This window comes from Streptococcus infantis, assembly GCF_047465185.1.
Taxonomy (GTDB): domain Bacteria; phylum Bacillota; class Bacilli; order Lactobacillales; family Streptococcaceae; genus Streptococcus; species Streptococcus infantis_O.
The window spans coordinates 31,812-44,724 of the sequence record NZ_JASHAJ010000005.1 but is presented as its reverse complement, the minus strand read 5'-3'; the positions used below and the strand labels follow the sequence as shown (position 1 = coordinate 44,724).

Genomic DNA, 12,913 nt, shown 5'->3' with positions numbered 1-12,913 from the left:
ATCAGGCGGTTAGAGGTTCGACTCCTCTAGGGTGCATTAACAATTTAATTCGGGAAGTAGCTCAGCTTGGTAGAGTACTTGGTTTGGGACCAAGGTGTCGCAGGTTCGAATCCTGTCTTCCCGATTGGTCAACATTTTGATTGAGGCAGATGCCTTTTTTTATTTTTAAATAAAAAGTAATTATGTTCTTAAATCATCATTTATCTGTAAAATTACATTACATTTCCTTATATGTTTTGTTTCGTTTCCATTTCAAAAACTAATAATCTGGTGAAGAATTATCCTAATGATAGTTCTTTTTTTTTATTTTTGGTATTCTAGACATATGAAAAGAATCAGAATTGATGTTGTTGTTGTTCCTTTAAGTGGACATTTGTATCCAACAATGAATTTATTAGTACCTTTACTGAATAATCCTCAGTATGAGATTCGTTTATTCACAGGTCCTCAGAAAAAAGAAGTTGCTGAAGTTGCTGGTTTCACTGTTGTTCCTATACTAGAGAATCACATCGAAGAGTTTGAACGCGCAGCAAATAATGATCAGCAATTAGGAGTTTTGTCAGCCTATCATCAACTTTCTGAAAGTATTGATTTAATTAATTTAGTTTCGGATCAATTATTAGAAGAGTGGAGTAAAAATCGACCAGATATTGTTATTGCTGATTTTATTACTTTATCTGGTGGTTTGGTGGCTAATCAACTTGGAATTCCCTGGATAACTACTATGGCTACACAATTTGTTTTAGAAACTACTGATGGGCCTCCTTGTTTTATTGGTGGCATGGGGAGTCCAAAGAATTTTTGGCAGGCTACAATACAATTTTTGGGGAGAAAAGCAACTCGTATAGTGAAACGTATTGTATCTTTTTCATTCCGTGATCGTTTAAAGAGATATAAATTCAAAGTATATAACCAACTCGGTCAGGAGACAATTTATTCTCCTTATTCCATTCTCGCTATTGGCATGAAAGAATTAGAACTTAAAAAGGAATTTCCAGAGCATTTTCGTTGGGTGGGCCCATCAGGAGCTTCAGTTGAGGCAGGAGAGGATTATCCTTTAGATTTGTCTTCTTTTATGGAGCGAAAGAAAGTTTTGATGACTTGCGGTACACAACTAGCTTGGGCAAAAGAAAATCTTATTTATCAAGCTAAGCAACTTGCAAAAGCTCATCCTGATTGTCACTTTTTTGTAACTCGTGGTGTAGGTGGAGAGGCCTTCCAATGTGAAAAACTCATGGAGAATCTGTCCCTTGTTTCTTATCTCCCTTATAAGGAGTATATCCCTCAGATGGATTATGTCATTCATCATGGTGGAGCTGGAATTTTTTATCAATGCATTATTTATGGTAAGCCAGCTTTGATATTACCTCATGATTATGATCAATTTGATTATGCCGTTCGTGGGGTTGAGGCCGGTATTGCTTTTACAGCTAAAAGAGATAATAGCGAGGCCATTGGACAAGCCTTTGAGAAACTGTTAGCTATAGAAAATTGGCCAGAATTAGAGACTTTGCGCAAGGCAGCACAGTCTTATCATCCGACGGAAATTTTGGAGAGTGAAATTCATCGTCTGCTAGCGGATAAGGAGAAAGACAAATGAAAACAGTTTTAGTAACTGGAGCAACAGGTTTCTTGGGTAAATATGTAGTAGAAGAATTAGTAGATCATGGTTATCTAGTGCGAGCTTTTGGCAGAAATAGAAAAGTTAGTTACTCCTTAGAGAATTCTTCAGTCAGTTTTTTTAAAGGGGATTTGACCAAAGCTGAGGATGTGGCAGAAGCTTGTAAGGGAATGGATATGGTCGTTCATGCGGGAGCTCTGTCAACAGTTTGGGGCCCGTGGGAAGATTTTTATCAGGCCAATGTTTTAGGGACTAAACATGTTCTTGAAGCTTGTCGTCAAGCTGGAATTCAGCGCTTAGTCTATGTATCCTCGCCAAGTATTTATGCTGCTCCCAAGGAGCAGTTGGCTATCAAAGAAAGTGATGCTCCAGAGGAAAACAATCTCAATAACTATATCCGTAGTAAATTAGCTTCGGAGAAACTCTTTAAAGATTATCCAGATGTTCCTAGTATCATCTTGAGACCTCGTGGACTTTTTGGGATTGGGGATACCAGTATTTTGCCACGGGTGATCAACCTTAGTCAAAAAATAGGAATTCCTTTGATTGGAGATGGGCGTCAGCTCATGGACATGACTTGTGTGGAAAATGTAGCTTTGGCAATTCGTTTGGCTTTGGAAGCTCCAGAAGCAAAAGGTGATATCTATAACATCACTAATGGCGAACCAAGAGCTTTTAGGGATTTGCTGGAGGAAAGTTTGACAGGTTTGGGTTACCCAATCAAATATAGAAAAATTCCAGCAACTCTATTATCGGGAATTGCCAGTAGTTTAGAGTTTCTTTATAAGACTCTGAATCTTAAAGGGGAGCCAGCCCTGACACGCTATACCTATTACCTGCTTCGCTATAGTCAGACTCTTGATATTAGTAAGGCTGAGAAGGACTTAGGTTATCATCCGAAAATTAGTATTTCAGAAGGGATTGAACAATATGTCCAAGATTATCGAAAGCATTGAGTATTTCCCAGCGGGATATTGTACGAGTTATGCTGGTTTGCTTTTTAAGGGTGTCAAGAATAGAAAGATGACTTTCCCTGCAGGAGTGTTCCTTATCAAGCACAGGGATAAGGGCTATCTGCTCTATGATACTGGCTATCACTACGATATTAAGACGAAACTTCGTTATGCTTTTTACCGTTTGGGGACGCCAGTTCAAATGACGGAGGAGGATCAGATTTCACATTTGCTGGAAGCTAAAGGAATAAAGCCAGAAGACATTAACTATGTCTTGCTATCTCATTTACATCCAGATCATCTAGGAGGGGCTAGCTTCTTTCCGAATGTAAACTTTATCCTGACCCAGGAAGTCTATGATGTTTACAAGAAACCAAAACTAAAAGATTTAATTTTTAAAGAATTTTTGCCGAGTGACTTCGAGGAAAGATTGACAGTCATCAAGGCAAATCAGCAAAATGCTAACTTTAAGTATCGCCCTACCTATGATTTGTTTGGAGATGGTAGTATCTTAGTTGCTTCTATTGATGGGCATGCTAAGGGCCAAGCCTGTCTCTTTATTCCAGACTATGATCTCTTTATCGCAGCAGATCTTTGTTGGGGAATAGACCTCTTACCTTACACCAAACAGATGCATCTGATTCCTTCCTTGGTGCAAGATAGTAAGGCTGACTATATCAAAGGAACAGAGCTACTGGAAGAGGTATTAAAAGATGGTATAGAAGTGCTAGTCAGCCATGACCCTGTAGAAAGGATTGAGCGGATCTTGTATGAAAAAAATAACCTTTCTTAAAACTTTTTTCCAAACTCGTTGGCTTCATAACTTTAGATCTCGAGAAGCATTAGAAAACTATCAGAAAAAGCAGCTGGCTGCCTATATGGACTTTCTCAAGCGTGAGTCCCCTTATTTTAAAAATAGTGTACCTAGTGACTTTGACCATATGGATAAGGCTTTTATGATGACGCATTTCAATGATCTTAATACTCAAGGTGTAGATCGAGACGAGGCCTTGGCTTTGGCTATCGAAAGTGAAAAGACCAGGAATTTTACAGAGCTTAAGGGAGAAATAGCTGTTGGGTTGTCTTCTGGAACATCTGGACACCGGGGACTCTTTATCACAACTGAAAAAGAGAGAAGTATGTGGGCAGCAGCAATCCTAGCCAAGATGTTGCCCAAGGGCCAACTTTTTGGGCACCGCATAGCCTTTTTCCTCAGAGCGGATAATGAGCTCTATCAGACCATCAATACGGCACTTATTCGTTTAGAGTACTTTGATATTTTCAAGAATACAGATGAGCACATAGAGCGTCTCAATAGTTATCAACCGACCATTGTGGTAGCGCCTGCTTCTATGTTGATTGAATTGAGCAAGCGTCTAAAAGATGGGGAGTTAGTCATACACCCACAAAAAATCGTTTCGGTGGCTGAAATTTTGGAAGATAGTGATAAAGAGCGAATTTTGAGCGCTTTTGAGTTGCCGATTATCGACCAAGTCTACCAGGCAACCGAAGGTTTCTTAGCTTGTACGTGCTCGGATGGGAATCTTCATCTCAATGAAGACATCATTTTTGTGGAAAAACACTACTTGGATGACCGACGTTTTTATCCAGTCATTACTGATTTTAAGCGGAGCAGTCAGCCTGTTTATCGCTACCAGCTCAACGATATCTTGGTTGAGAATCCTGAACCTTGTCCATGTGGAACTCATTACACAAGGATTGACAAGGTCGAAGGGCGTTCTGACGATATCTTCTATTTTGATGGACAAGATGGAGGTCAGGTAACGATTTATCCTGACTTTATCAGACGTTGCATTCTCTTTGTGGAGAATGTTGGAGATTACCAAGTCAAGCAACACTCTGAGAAGTTAGTGGAAGTTTGTTTGAGTCGAAGGGATGAGCAAGTTGAAACAGCAATCACAGAGCAGTTCCGACTCTTGGCGCAACAAAAAGAGTTTAAAGAACCTGAAATACAATTTTCAGATTATCACTGGGATACAAGTCGTAAGCTCAAACGTATCCAACGTTTATGAAAGGACAAAAAATTATGACAGAAGTAAAAAGACATGTAGAAATTGCAGGTTATGGAGTCTGCCTTCCAAAAAATACGATTCAATTTAAAGACCAAACCCGTCATCGTGTGGTTGAAAATGAAGAAACGCAACTAGATTTGGCAGAAGCAGCTATCCAAGCTGCACTTGAAAATGCAAATTTGAGTATGAAAGACATTGATTGCCTGGTATCAGCTAGTGCGGTTGGTGTTCAGCCGATTCCTTGTACGGCAGCTTTGATTCATGAACGTGTGGCAAAAGGGCTCTCTATCCCAGCTATGGATATCAATACGACTTGTACAAGTTTTATCTCTGCTTTATCAACTATGTCACATTTGATTGAAGCTGGGGAATACCGTCGTGTTTTGATTGTATCCAGTGAAGTTGGTAGCTTGGGTCTCAATCCAAAGCAAAAAGAAAGTTATGAACTCTTTAGTGATGGAGCAGCTGCCTTTATTTTCCAATCAAGTGATAAGGATAAAGGAGTGATAGCAAGCCTTCAACGTACTTGGTCAGAGGGAGCTCACGATACAGAGATTCGTGGAGGCTTAACTTCTTATCAGCCAAAAGAGTACTCTGAAGAGACCAAGACAAATTTTATGTTTGATATGAAAGGCAAGAAAATTCTCTTGCTTTCTGCTCGTGTCATCCCAGAAATGTTCCAAGAATTCCAAGAGAAATCTGGTATTTCTAAAGATGCTGTAGACTATATTATTCCCCACCAAGCTAGTCGCGCCCTTCCTTTGGTCATGGGAAAACTGGGTGTAGACGAAGACAAGTACCTTAATCTCGTTACGGATTATGGAAATATGGTTTCCGTTGCGGTACCTTTTGGTTTGGCCTATGCACTCGATCATGGCTATGTAAAAGAAGGAGATACCATCTTCTTGATGGGAACTGCAGCTGGTATGACGGTCAATATGTTGGCTTTGAAATTGTAAAATAATAGCAGGCACAGATAAGTGACCTGCTTTTTAAATTAATTTTAAACGTAGAACTATCGGCCTATACAGAAAAAGCTTGATAAGTTTTATGAAACTAAGTATACTAGAAGGTAACAAGCGTTTTCAGACGTTGAATCATGGAGTAGACTTAGAAATTGAGAGGGAAATATGGGAATCAGAAAATTTCGCTTATTAATGTCCAAGTATGGCTTTAGTATTGCGATTATACTTATAGAATTAGTTCTTATTTTCGGAATTATTCTTTACATGAGCCAGATTGCTCCGATTATTTGGGTGACTCTTGTATTTTTGATTAGCGTAGCAACCGTTATAGCGATTGTCAATCGTTCGATGTCACCTGAAAGCAAAGTGACTTGGTTAATTGTGACCTTTGTACCCGTGTTTGGTCCACTGCTTTATCTCATGTTCGGTGAGAGAAGACTATCAAAAAAAGAACTGAAACAACTCCAGGAATTGAATTCTATTGCATTTCATGAGAATAATGGGCGCCAACTCCATTTGCAACTACAGGAGACAGACAAACCAGCTTACGGAATTATCAATGCCTTGCTACATATGGATAGTAATGCAGAGGTTTATGACCAGACAGATTCACAATTTTTCGCAAGCGGTGAGGAAATGTGGCAACAGATGCTGGAGGATCTTAAAAGAGCAGAAAAATTTATTTTTCTAGAATACTACATTGTCGACGAAGGTTTGATGTGGGATAGCATACTCGAAGTTCTGGAAGAAAAGGCAGCTCAGGGAGTCGAAGTCAAGATGCTCTATGACGACATCGGTTGTATGGTGACTTTGCCTGGGGATTATACTCTTCATTTGCGTTCTAAAGGAATTGATGCTCATAAATTTAATAAGGTGATTCCTCGTATGACAGTGGCCTATAATAACCGTGACCACCGGAAAATATTAGTGATTGATGGACAAATTTCCTATACTGGAGGAATCAACCTTGCAGATGAATACATCAATCGTATTGAACGTTTTGGACACTGGAAAGATAGTGGGATTCGGATCGATGGTCCGGCGACTAAAGCATTTACCAGACTATTTCTCATGAACTGGTACATCAACCGTGGGGAAATAAGTGACTTTGATCAGTATCATTTGGAAAATCAGACACGATTTGGTAGCGGTCTTTGTATCCCTTACGGCAGTGGACCTAAGCCAATCTATAAAACTAAGGTAGGGAAGATCGTTTATCAAAATTTGATTAACCAAGCAGAAGATTTTGTCTATATCACAACGCCTTATCTCATTATCGATTATGATTTGACAGAGGATATAAAAAATGCGGCTATGCGAGGCGTAGACGTTAGAATAGTCACGCCCCATATACCGGATAAAAAACTCATTCAACTTGTAACACGGGGAGCTTATCCAGATCTTTTATCTGCGGGTGTTCGCATTTTTGAATACACACCTGGTTTTATCCATAGTAAGCAAATGATTGTTGATGATCGATTTGCGGCTGTCGGCACTATTAACTTGGATTATCGTAGCTTGGTTCATCACTATGAAAATGCAGTACTACTCTACAAAACAGAGTCAATAGCAGATATTCGCAAAGATTTTGAAGGAATTTTTGAACAATCTCAAGAAATCTTCTCGGATACCATAAATCCTACATGGTATCAAATGATGATTAAAGAAGTAACACAGTTATTTGCACCTATGCTTTAATTGAAAGAGACGGTTTGCCGTCTCTTTTTCTGTAAGCAGTTTCCTTGACATCTTATTTTTTTTGCGTTATCATATTCCATATAATATATGGGAGTCTGTGTACAGTCTGAGAGGAAGTGTTAAACTTCGACCGCACCTGATCTGGGTAATGCCAGCGTAGGGAACGATACTTGGCCTAATTTTGCACCTTTTTCATATATGAAAGAGGTTTTTCTTTTTTTCAAAGAAAAACTGTAACTTAGAAGGAGGTTTTAATGAAAGCAAGCATTGCTTTACAAGTCCTACCCCTGTCACAAGGGATTGACCGCATAGCTGTTATTGATCAAGTCATTGCTTATCTGCAAGCTCAAGGAGTGACTATGGTAGTGACACCCTTTGAAACGGTCTTAGAGGGAGACTTTGATCAACTCATGCGCATTCTCAAAGAAGCATTAGAAGTGGCAGGTCAAGGGGCAGACAATGTTTTTGCCAATGTGAAAATAAATGTAGGAGAGATTTTAAGCATCGATGAGAAACTTGAAAAATATAATGAGACGGCACATTAGTCTGCTAGGATTTTTGGGTGTCTTATCTCTTTGGCAGGTAGCGGGTTTGTTAAAACTCCTACCAAAGTTTATCTTGCCGACACCACTTGAAATCCTTCAGTCTTTTGTTCGTGACAGAGAATTTCTCTGGTACCACAGCTGGGCAACCTTGAGAGTAGCCTTGTTAGGTTTGGTCTTGGGTGTCTTGATTGCCTGTATCATGGCTATCCTTATGGATAGTCTGAGTTGGCTCAATGACCTGATTTACCCCATGATGGTGGTTGTCCAGACCATACCGACTATTGCCATAGCCCCTATCCTAGTTTTATGGTTGGGTTATGGAATCTTGCCTAAGATTGTCTTGATTATCTTGACGACAACCTTCCCTATCATCGTCAGTATTTTAGATGGTTTTAGGCATTGTGACAAGGATATGCTGACCTTATTTAGTCTGATGCGAGCCAATCCTTGGCAAATCCTGTGGCATTTTAAAATCCCTGTCAGCCTGCCTTACTTTTATGCAGGGCTTAGGGTCAGTGTTTCCTACGCCTTTATCACAACAGTGGTATCTGAGTGGTTGGGAGGCTTTGAAGGACTAGGTGTTTACATGATTCAGTCTAAAAAATTGTTTCAGTATGATACCATGTTTGCCATTATTATTTTGGTATCGCTTATCAGCCTGCTGGGTATGAAATTAGTTGATATCAGTGAAAAATATGTGATTAAATGGAAAAGTACTTAAAATAGAGTGTTTTGAAAAAAGAAAAGAGGAAATAAAAATGAAGAAAACATGGAAGGTATTTTTAACGATTGTAACAGCTCTTCTAGCTGTCGTGCTTGTGGCTTGCGGCCAAGGAACTGCTTCTAAGGACAACCAAGAGGTAGAACTCAAAAAAATTGACTTTATCTTAGACTGGACACCAAATACAAACCACACTGGACTTTATGTAGCCAAAGAAAAAGGATATTTCAAGGAAGCTGGAGTGGATGTTGACTTGAAATTGCCACCAGAAGAAAGCTCATCAGACTTAGTGATTAATGGCAAGGCCCCGTTTGCTATCTATTTCCAAGACTACATGGCTAAGAAATTAGAAAAAGGGGCAGGCATTACTGCCGTTGCAGCTATCGTTGAACACAATACATCAGGGATCATCTCTCGTAAGTCTGACAATATCAACAGTCCAAAAGACTTGGTTGGTAAGAAATACGGAACCTGGAATGACCCAACTGAGCTTGCGATGTTGAAAACCTTGGTAGAATCTCAAGGTGGAGACTTTGAGAAGGTTGAAAAAGTACCAAACAACGATTCAAACTCGATCACACCAATTGCCAATGGTGTTTTTGACGCTGCATGGATTTACTACGGTTGGGATGGAATTCTTGCTAAATCGCAAGGTGTCGATGCTAACTTCATGTATTTGAAAGACTATGTAAAAGAGTTTGACTACTACTCACCAGTGATCATCGCAAACAACGACTATCTAAAAGACAACAAAGAAGAAGCTCGTAAAGTCATCCAAGCCATCAAAAAAGGTTACCAATACGCTATGGAGCACCCAGAAGAAGCTGCAGATATCCTGATCAAAAATGCCCCAGAACTCAAAGATAAACGTGACTTTGTCATCGAATCTCAAAAATACTTGTCAAAAGAATATGCTAGCGACAAGGATAAATGGGGACAATTTGACGCTGATCGCTGGAATGCCTTCTACAAATGGGATAAAGAAAATGGGATCCTCAAGGAAGACTTGACTGATAAAGGCTTCACTAATGAATTTGTAAAATAATGACAGAAATTAGATTAGAACACGTAAGCTATGCCTACGACAATGAAAAGATTTTAGAGGATATTAATCTGCAGGTGACTTCAGGTGAAGTGGTCTCTATCCTAGGACCTAGTGGTGTAGGTAAGACCACCCTCTTTAACTTGATTGCAGGGATTTTGGAAGTCCAGTCTGGGCGAATCATTCTTGATGGAGAGGAAAATCCCAAGGGGCGCGTGAGCTATATGCTACAAAAAGACTTGCTCTTGGAGCATAAGACGGTCCTTGGGAATATCATCCTGCCCCTCTTGATTCAAAAGGTGGATAAGGCAGAAGCTATTGCTCGCGCAGATGAAATCCTTGCGACTTTTCAGTTAACGGCTGTACGAGACAAGTATCCTCATGAGCTCAGTGGCGGGATGCGTCAGCGTGTTGCTTTACTCCGTACCTACCTTTTCGGGCACAAGCTCTTTCTTCTAGACGAGGCCTTTAGCGCTTTGGATGAGATGACTAAGATGGAACTTCATGCCTGGTATCTTGATATTCATAAACAGCTAGGCCTGACGACGCTCATCATTACGCATAGTATCGAGGAGGCCCTCAATCTCAGTAATCGCATCTATATCTTGAAAAATCGCCCTGGTCAGATTGTTTCTGAAGTCAAACTTGATTGGTCTGAAGGCGAAGACAAGGAAGTTCAAAAAATTGCCTACAAACGCCAGATTTTAGCGGAGTTGGGCTTAAATAATTAGAAATGAAGAGAGTTGGTGAAGTTTATACTTTGCCAGCTCTCTTTTGCCTTTTAAAAAAGGGAAACTAACTTGCGAGAAGGAACTAAAAGGGCTATAATGAAGAAAAATGAAACATGGTTTAAAAATGGGATTTGATAAAGATTTTATAGAAAAGGTTTTTTCTGACGGAAAAGATAGAGTGAATAGAGCTATTTTTGTAAAACCGGAAGAACTTATTGAAATATCCGATGAAGAGCTAAGTTATTTTGGCGAGGGTATTTTTTATTGTTTACCTCGTAATCAGTATGTAATGGATAATAAAGATAAAATTAGACAAAAATATAAATTATCTAAAGAAATGCCTAAAATAAATGGCATTCCTTTACCAACTTTTTTAAAAATGAGATCATGGGATAGAATTAGAAAGACCAAGCCAACCTTAAAAGAAATCATCAGGATGATTGAGAAATGATGATTCAGTGCTGGTGAAGTGTTGTCTTATAATTAGAAAGAGGAGTTGTTATGAGATACAGTCAACAAGTATTAGACATGATAAAAAGAGGTGTAAGTGGCAATGTTGATGATTACTATGACTTTTTTCTTGAGCTCACTGCTAAATTAGGCGAAGATGAGGCTTTTGCTGACGGTTTGATAACAGAGAATGAACCTCTTTTTGATGTTATTAATGATGAACCAATGTATTATTTCTATGTCGAAGAAGATACAGAGAACAGAGAATTGTGCCAAAATTTTTTAAAGACTTACTATGAAAAAGCAAAACAACTAGTAAATAACTAAATTTGGGCCTATCTTGTTCTTTGAGTTTATAAGTGGAATGGTATTGTATGAAAAAAGATGAAATTAAAAATATTTAGACACAGATTTGGAATTCAATGTTAATGGGCAAGGTACTTACTTTAAATCAAGTATTTGTGTAGTAGGTAATTATATGAGAAATAGAATCATTGCTGTTTACAGAATTGCAAATCGTTTGGTCTCTATTACAGTTGAAAATCCAGACTTTTCTGAATTAAGAGTTAATCAATTTGTAAAAATTGGAGACAAAGAGTATAGGATAAATAGTCTCCCTTTTGTGGATTCAACCCCACCAAAATCTTTTTTTGAAATGGATACATTTGCAATTGACTACACAGAGGATGAATTGATGAATAAAGTGGCAGTATTTACGCTATCGGATAGTCAATCATAGTGTGTTACACAGAAACTATAGCAATCAATCCGTTCAATGTGTCAAAATGTATTATAAATCTAAAAAATGAAGACGGTGGCTTGAAAGAATCAGGGCAAGTTGTGTGGTACTAAATGACTTGAGCGACTTTAGAATATAGGAAAAAAGCAATGCTTAAACTAATTAAAATTTTTAATTCTAGTATTTTAGGATATTGGTATATTCCTGAAAACCGTGACCCAGGTATGATTGAGATTGATGAGCAAACTGGTGAAGTTACAGTTGCTATCGAGTCAAATTATGATAAAGAACTTGGGGCACCCTATTATGCAAACAAGGCTCGTGGAGCGGTGAAGCAGATGTGGGATAGAGGAGAATTACCAAGCGAGAAATCATTTACCTGGTGGTAATTTTAAGAGATAACAAAAAGTGATTAAATAATGTTAAATAATGAATTAAATGACTACAGCAAACAAGCCCCATTCGATGAAATAGATGAAATAGATGAACCCATTTTTTCGGAATCTAATCTTGAAGGGTACAGTGATTTTTACAAAGATAGTGAAGAGTCAAAAGTTTGGTGGATTTATAGAATAGGTGTTATAGGAGAGTTTCTGTTCAGCTTTGATAAGAAAAAAATTTATAACCTTTTTCTTGATTATCCTCACAATATGACTGAAGAAGAAGTTAGAATTTTTGATAGAGAAAATCCTTACTGGAGAGATTTTTTCTCGGATAGAAAGTTGTAAACTATTTGTTTAGATTAGGGATTTTTATTTTGCTTTCAAGGCCCTTTTAGGGCTCTTTTTTGTAGACTTTTTAGGAACTTTCAAGAAAAACTAAGGCGATTTAATGCCTAATTGTTTTTAAAGAAACTCAGTATTTTCAAGGCTTGAGCCCTAAAAATTTGACTTATAGAGTCTTAAATGATAGTATAGTCAAAGATGGTCAAAGTTTAAGAAGGAGGTAGCAAGCTATGAAATTTAAAAATACATCGGATCATATTGAAGCCTATATCAAGGCAATTTTAGAACAATCTGGTATCGTAGAATTGCAACGAAGCCAGCTAGCGGATACCTTTCAAGTGGTACCTAGCCAGATTAACTATGTGATAAAAACTCGTTTTACAGAGAGTAGAGGGTATCTAGTTGAGAGTAAGCGAGGAGGTGGGGGCTATATTCGGATTGGCCGAATTGAATTCTCCAACCACCATGAAATGCTCCGCGATTTATTGTATTCAGTAGGTGAAGAAGTCAGCCAAGTCATCTTTGAAGATGTTTTAAAACTTTTACTTGAACAAGAACTCATGACTCGTCAGGAGATGAATCTGTTAGTTGCAACGGCCTCAGACCGTATTTTAGGCGAGGAAGCAAATCTAATCCGTGCTAATATGCTTAAGCAGTTACTACAAGAGGTAGATAGAAAAGGAAAATAAA

General features: G+C 38.5%; 16 protein-coding genes, 1 tRNA gene and 1 riboswitch. All 17 genes read left to right on the top strand.

Annotated elements, in window-relative coordinates; all coding sequences use genetic code 11:
- The first annotated feature begins 50 nt into the window (after nt 1–50).
- The 17 genes from QM382_RS08735 to QM382_RS08655 all read left to right on the top strand — a co-directional run bounded on the left by QM382_RS08735 (nt 51) and on the right by QM382_RS08655 (nt 12,912).
- Nucleotides 51–124 (top strand) — tRNA-Pro (locus QM382_RS08735).
- 201 nt (nt 125–325) lie between these two features.
- A complete protein-coding gene (locus QM382_RS08730; protein WP_414273016.1) occupies nt 326–1,600 on the top strand; it encodes a glycosyltransferase in 1,275 nt (424 codons plus the stop codon).
- A complete protein-coding gene (locus QM382_RS08725) occupies nt 1,597–2,577 on the top strand; it encodes an NAD-dependent epimerase/dehydratase family protein (RefSeq protein ID WP_414273017.1) in 981 nt (326 codons plus the stop codon). The genes QM382_RS08730 and QM382_RS08725 overlap by 4 nt, the downstream gene beginning before the upstream one ends.
- Nucleotides 2,552–3,367, top strand: a complete 816-nt coding sequence (locus QM382_RS08720; RefSeq protein ID WP_414273018.1) for an MBL fold metallo-hydrolase — start codon at nt 2,552–2,554, stop codon at nt 3,365–3,367. Before QM382_RS08725 ends, QM382_RS08720 begins: the two co-directional genes overlap by 26 nt.
- Nucleotides 3,345–4,607, top strand: a complete 1,263-nt coding sequence (locus QM382_RS08715) for a F390 synthetase-related protein (protein ID WP_414273019.1) — start codon at nt 3,345–3,347, stop codon at nt 4,605–4,607. Before QM382_RS08720 ends, QM382_RS08715 begins: the two co-directional genes overlap by 23 nt.
- A gap of 14 nt (nt 4,608–4,621) precedes the next feature.
- Nucleotides 4,622–5,566, top strand: coding sequence for a 3-oxoacyl-[acyl-carrier-protein] synthase III C-terminal domain-containing protein (locus tag QM382_RS08710; protein ID WP_414273020.1), 945 nt, complete (start codon nt 4,622–4,624; stop codon nt 5,564–5,566).
- Between the two features lie 171 nt (nt 5,567–5,737).
- Complete coding sequence (gene cls / locus QM382_RS08705) at nt 5,738–7,270, top strand: cardiolipin synthase (protein WP_414273021.1); 1,533 nt, start codon at nt 5,738–5,740, stop codon at nt 7,268–7,270.
- Between the two features lie 77 nt (nt 7,271–7,347).
- Nucleotides 7,348–7,450, top strand: a riboswitch (TPP riboswitch).
- Between the two features lie 74 nt (nt 7,451–7,524).
- On the top strand, nt 7,525–7,815 hold the full coding sequence (locus tag QM382_RS08700; RefSeq protein WP_178895554.1) for an MTH1187 family thiamine-binding protein: 291 nt from the start codon (nt 7,525–7,527) through the stop codon (nt 7,813–7,815).
- Nucleotides 7,778–8,536 (top strand): ABC transporter permease, encoded by a 759-nt coding sequence (locus QM382_RS08695; protein WP_414273022.1) that lies wholly within the window; start codon nt 7,778–7,780, stop codon nt 8,534–8,536. The genes QM382_RS08700 and QM382_RS08695 overlap by 38 nt, the downstream gene beginning before the upstream one ends.
- A 37-nt stretch (nt 8,537–8,573) precedes the next feature.
- Nucleotides 8,574–9,581 carry an ABC transporter substrate-binding protein gene (locus QM382_RS08690; protein WP_414273023.1) on the top strand — a complete coding sequence of 336 codons (1,008 nt, stop codon included), beginning with the start codon at nt 8,574–8,576 and terminating at the stop codon, nt 9,579–9,581.
- Nucleotides 9,581–10,309 (top strand): ABC transporter ATP-binding protein, encoded by a 729-nt coding sequence (locus QM382_RS08685; protein ID WP_414273024.1) that lies wholly within the window; start codon nt 9,581–9,583, stop codon nt 10,307–10,309. The genes QM382_RS08690 and QM382_RS08685 overlap by 1 nt, the downstream gene beginning before the upstream one ends.
- Nucleotides 10,310–10,415: 106 nt before the next feature.
- The gene (locus QM382_RS08680) at nt 10,416–10,760 is read left to right on the top strand and encodes a hypothetical protein (RefSeq protein ID WP_263394122.1); all 345 of its coding nucleotides are present in this window, start codon (nt 10,416–10,418) and stop codon (nt 10,758–10,760) included.
- Nucleotides 10,761–10,810: 50 nt separating this feature from the next.
- Entirely contained in the window at nt 10,811–11,086 is a 276-nt protein-coding gene (locus QM382_RS08675; RefSeq protein ID WP_414273025.1) for a hypothetical protein, read from the top strand.
- A 151-nt stretch (nt 11,087–11,237) separates the two neighbouring features.
- Nucleotides 11,238–11,498 carry a hypothetical protein gene (locus tag QM382_RS08670; protein WP_263394120.1) on the top strand — a complete coding sequence of 87 codons (261 nt, stop codon included), beginning with the start codon at nt 11,238–11,240 and terminating at the stop codon, nt 11,496–11,498.
- A gap of 149 nt (nt 11,499–11,647) precedes the next feature.
- On the top strand, nt 11,648–11,887 hold the full coding sequence (locus QM382_RS08665; protein WP_263394119.1) for a hypothetical protein: 240 nt from the start codon (nt 11,648–11,650) through the stop codon (nt 11,885–11,887).
- 27 nt (nt 11,888–11,914) lie between these two features.
- Nucleotides 11,915–12,226 carry a hypothetical protein gene (locus QM382_RS08660; protein ID WP_414273041.1) on the top strand — a complete coding sequence of 104 codons (312 nt, stop codon included), beginning with the start codon at nt 11,915–11,917 and terminating at the stop codon, nt 12,224–12,226.
- A gap of 227 nt (nt 12,227–12,453) precedes the next feature.
- Nucleotides 12,454–12,912 (top strand): CtsR family transcriptional regulator, encoded by a 459-nt coding sequence (locus QM382_RS08655; RefSeq protein ID WP_414273026.1) that lies wholly within the window; start codon nt 12,454–12,456, stop codon nt 12,910–12,912.
- The last annotated feature ends 1 nt before the right edge of the window (nt 12,913 follow it).

Excerpts from the sequence above, each read along its gene's own strand:
- QM382_RS08730 (WP_414273016.1), top strand. The coding sequence starts at position 326 with ATGAAAAGAATCAGAATTGATGTTGTTGTTGTTCCTTTAAGTGGACAT.
- QM382_RS08725 (WP_414273017.1), top strand. The coding sequence starts at position 1,597 with ATGAAAACAGTTTTAGTAACTGGAGCAACAGGTTTCTTGGGTAAATAT.
- QM382_RS08720 (WP_414273018.1), top strand. The coding sequence starts at position 2,552 with ATGTCCAAGATTATCGAAAGCATTGAGTATTTCCCAGCGGGATATTGT.
- QM382_RS08715 (WP_414273019.1), top strand. The coding sequence starts at position 3,345 with ATGAAAAAAATAACCTTTCTTAAAACTTTTTTCCAAACTCGTTGGCTT.
- QM382_RS08710 (WP_414273020.1), top strand. The coding sequence starts at position 4,622 with ATGACAGAAGTAAAAAGACATGTAGAAATTGCAGGTTATGGAGTCTGC.
- cls (WP_414273021.1), top strand. The coding sequence starts at position 5,738 with ATGGGAATCAGAAAATTTCGCTTATTAATGTCCAAGTATGGCTTTAGT.
- QM382_RS08700 (WP_178895554.1), top strand. The coding sequence starts at position 7,525 with ATGAAAGCAAGCATTGCTTTACAAGTCCTACCCCTGTCACAAGGGATT.
- QM382_RS08695 (WP_414273022.1), top strand. The coding sequence starts at position 7,778 with ATGAGAAACTTGAAAAATATAATGAGACGGCACATTAGTCTGCTAGGA.
- QM382_RS08690 (WP_414273023.1), top strand. The coding sequence starts at position 8,574 with ATGAAGAAAACATGGAAGGTATTTTTAACGATTGTAACAGCTCTTCTA.
- QM382_RS08685 (WP_414273024.1), top strand. The coding sequence starts at position 9,581 with ATGACAGAAATTAGATTAGAACACGTAAGCTATGCCTACGACAATGAA.
- QM382_RS08680 (WP_263394122.1), top strand. The coding sequence starts at position 10,416 with ATGAAACATGGTTTAAAAATGGGATTTGATAAAGATTTTATAGAAAAG.
- QM382_RS08675 (WP_414273025.1), top strand. The coding sequence starts at position 10,811 with ATGAGATACAGTCAACAAGTATTAGACATGATAAAAAGAGGTGTAAGT.
- QM382_RS08670 (WP_263394120.1), top strand. The coding sequence starts at position 11,238 with ATGAGAAATAGAATCATTGCTGTTTACAGAATTGCAAATCGTTTGGTC.
- QM382_RS08665 (WP_263394119.1), top strand. The coding sequence starts at position 11,648 with ATGCTTAAACTAATTAAAATTTTTAATTCTAGTATTTTAGGATATTGG.
- QM382_RS08655 (WP_414273026.1), top strand. The coding sequence starts at position 12,454 with ATGAAATTTAAAAATACATCGGATCATATTGAAGCCTATATCAAGGCA.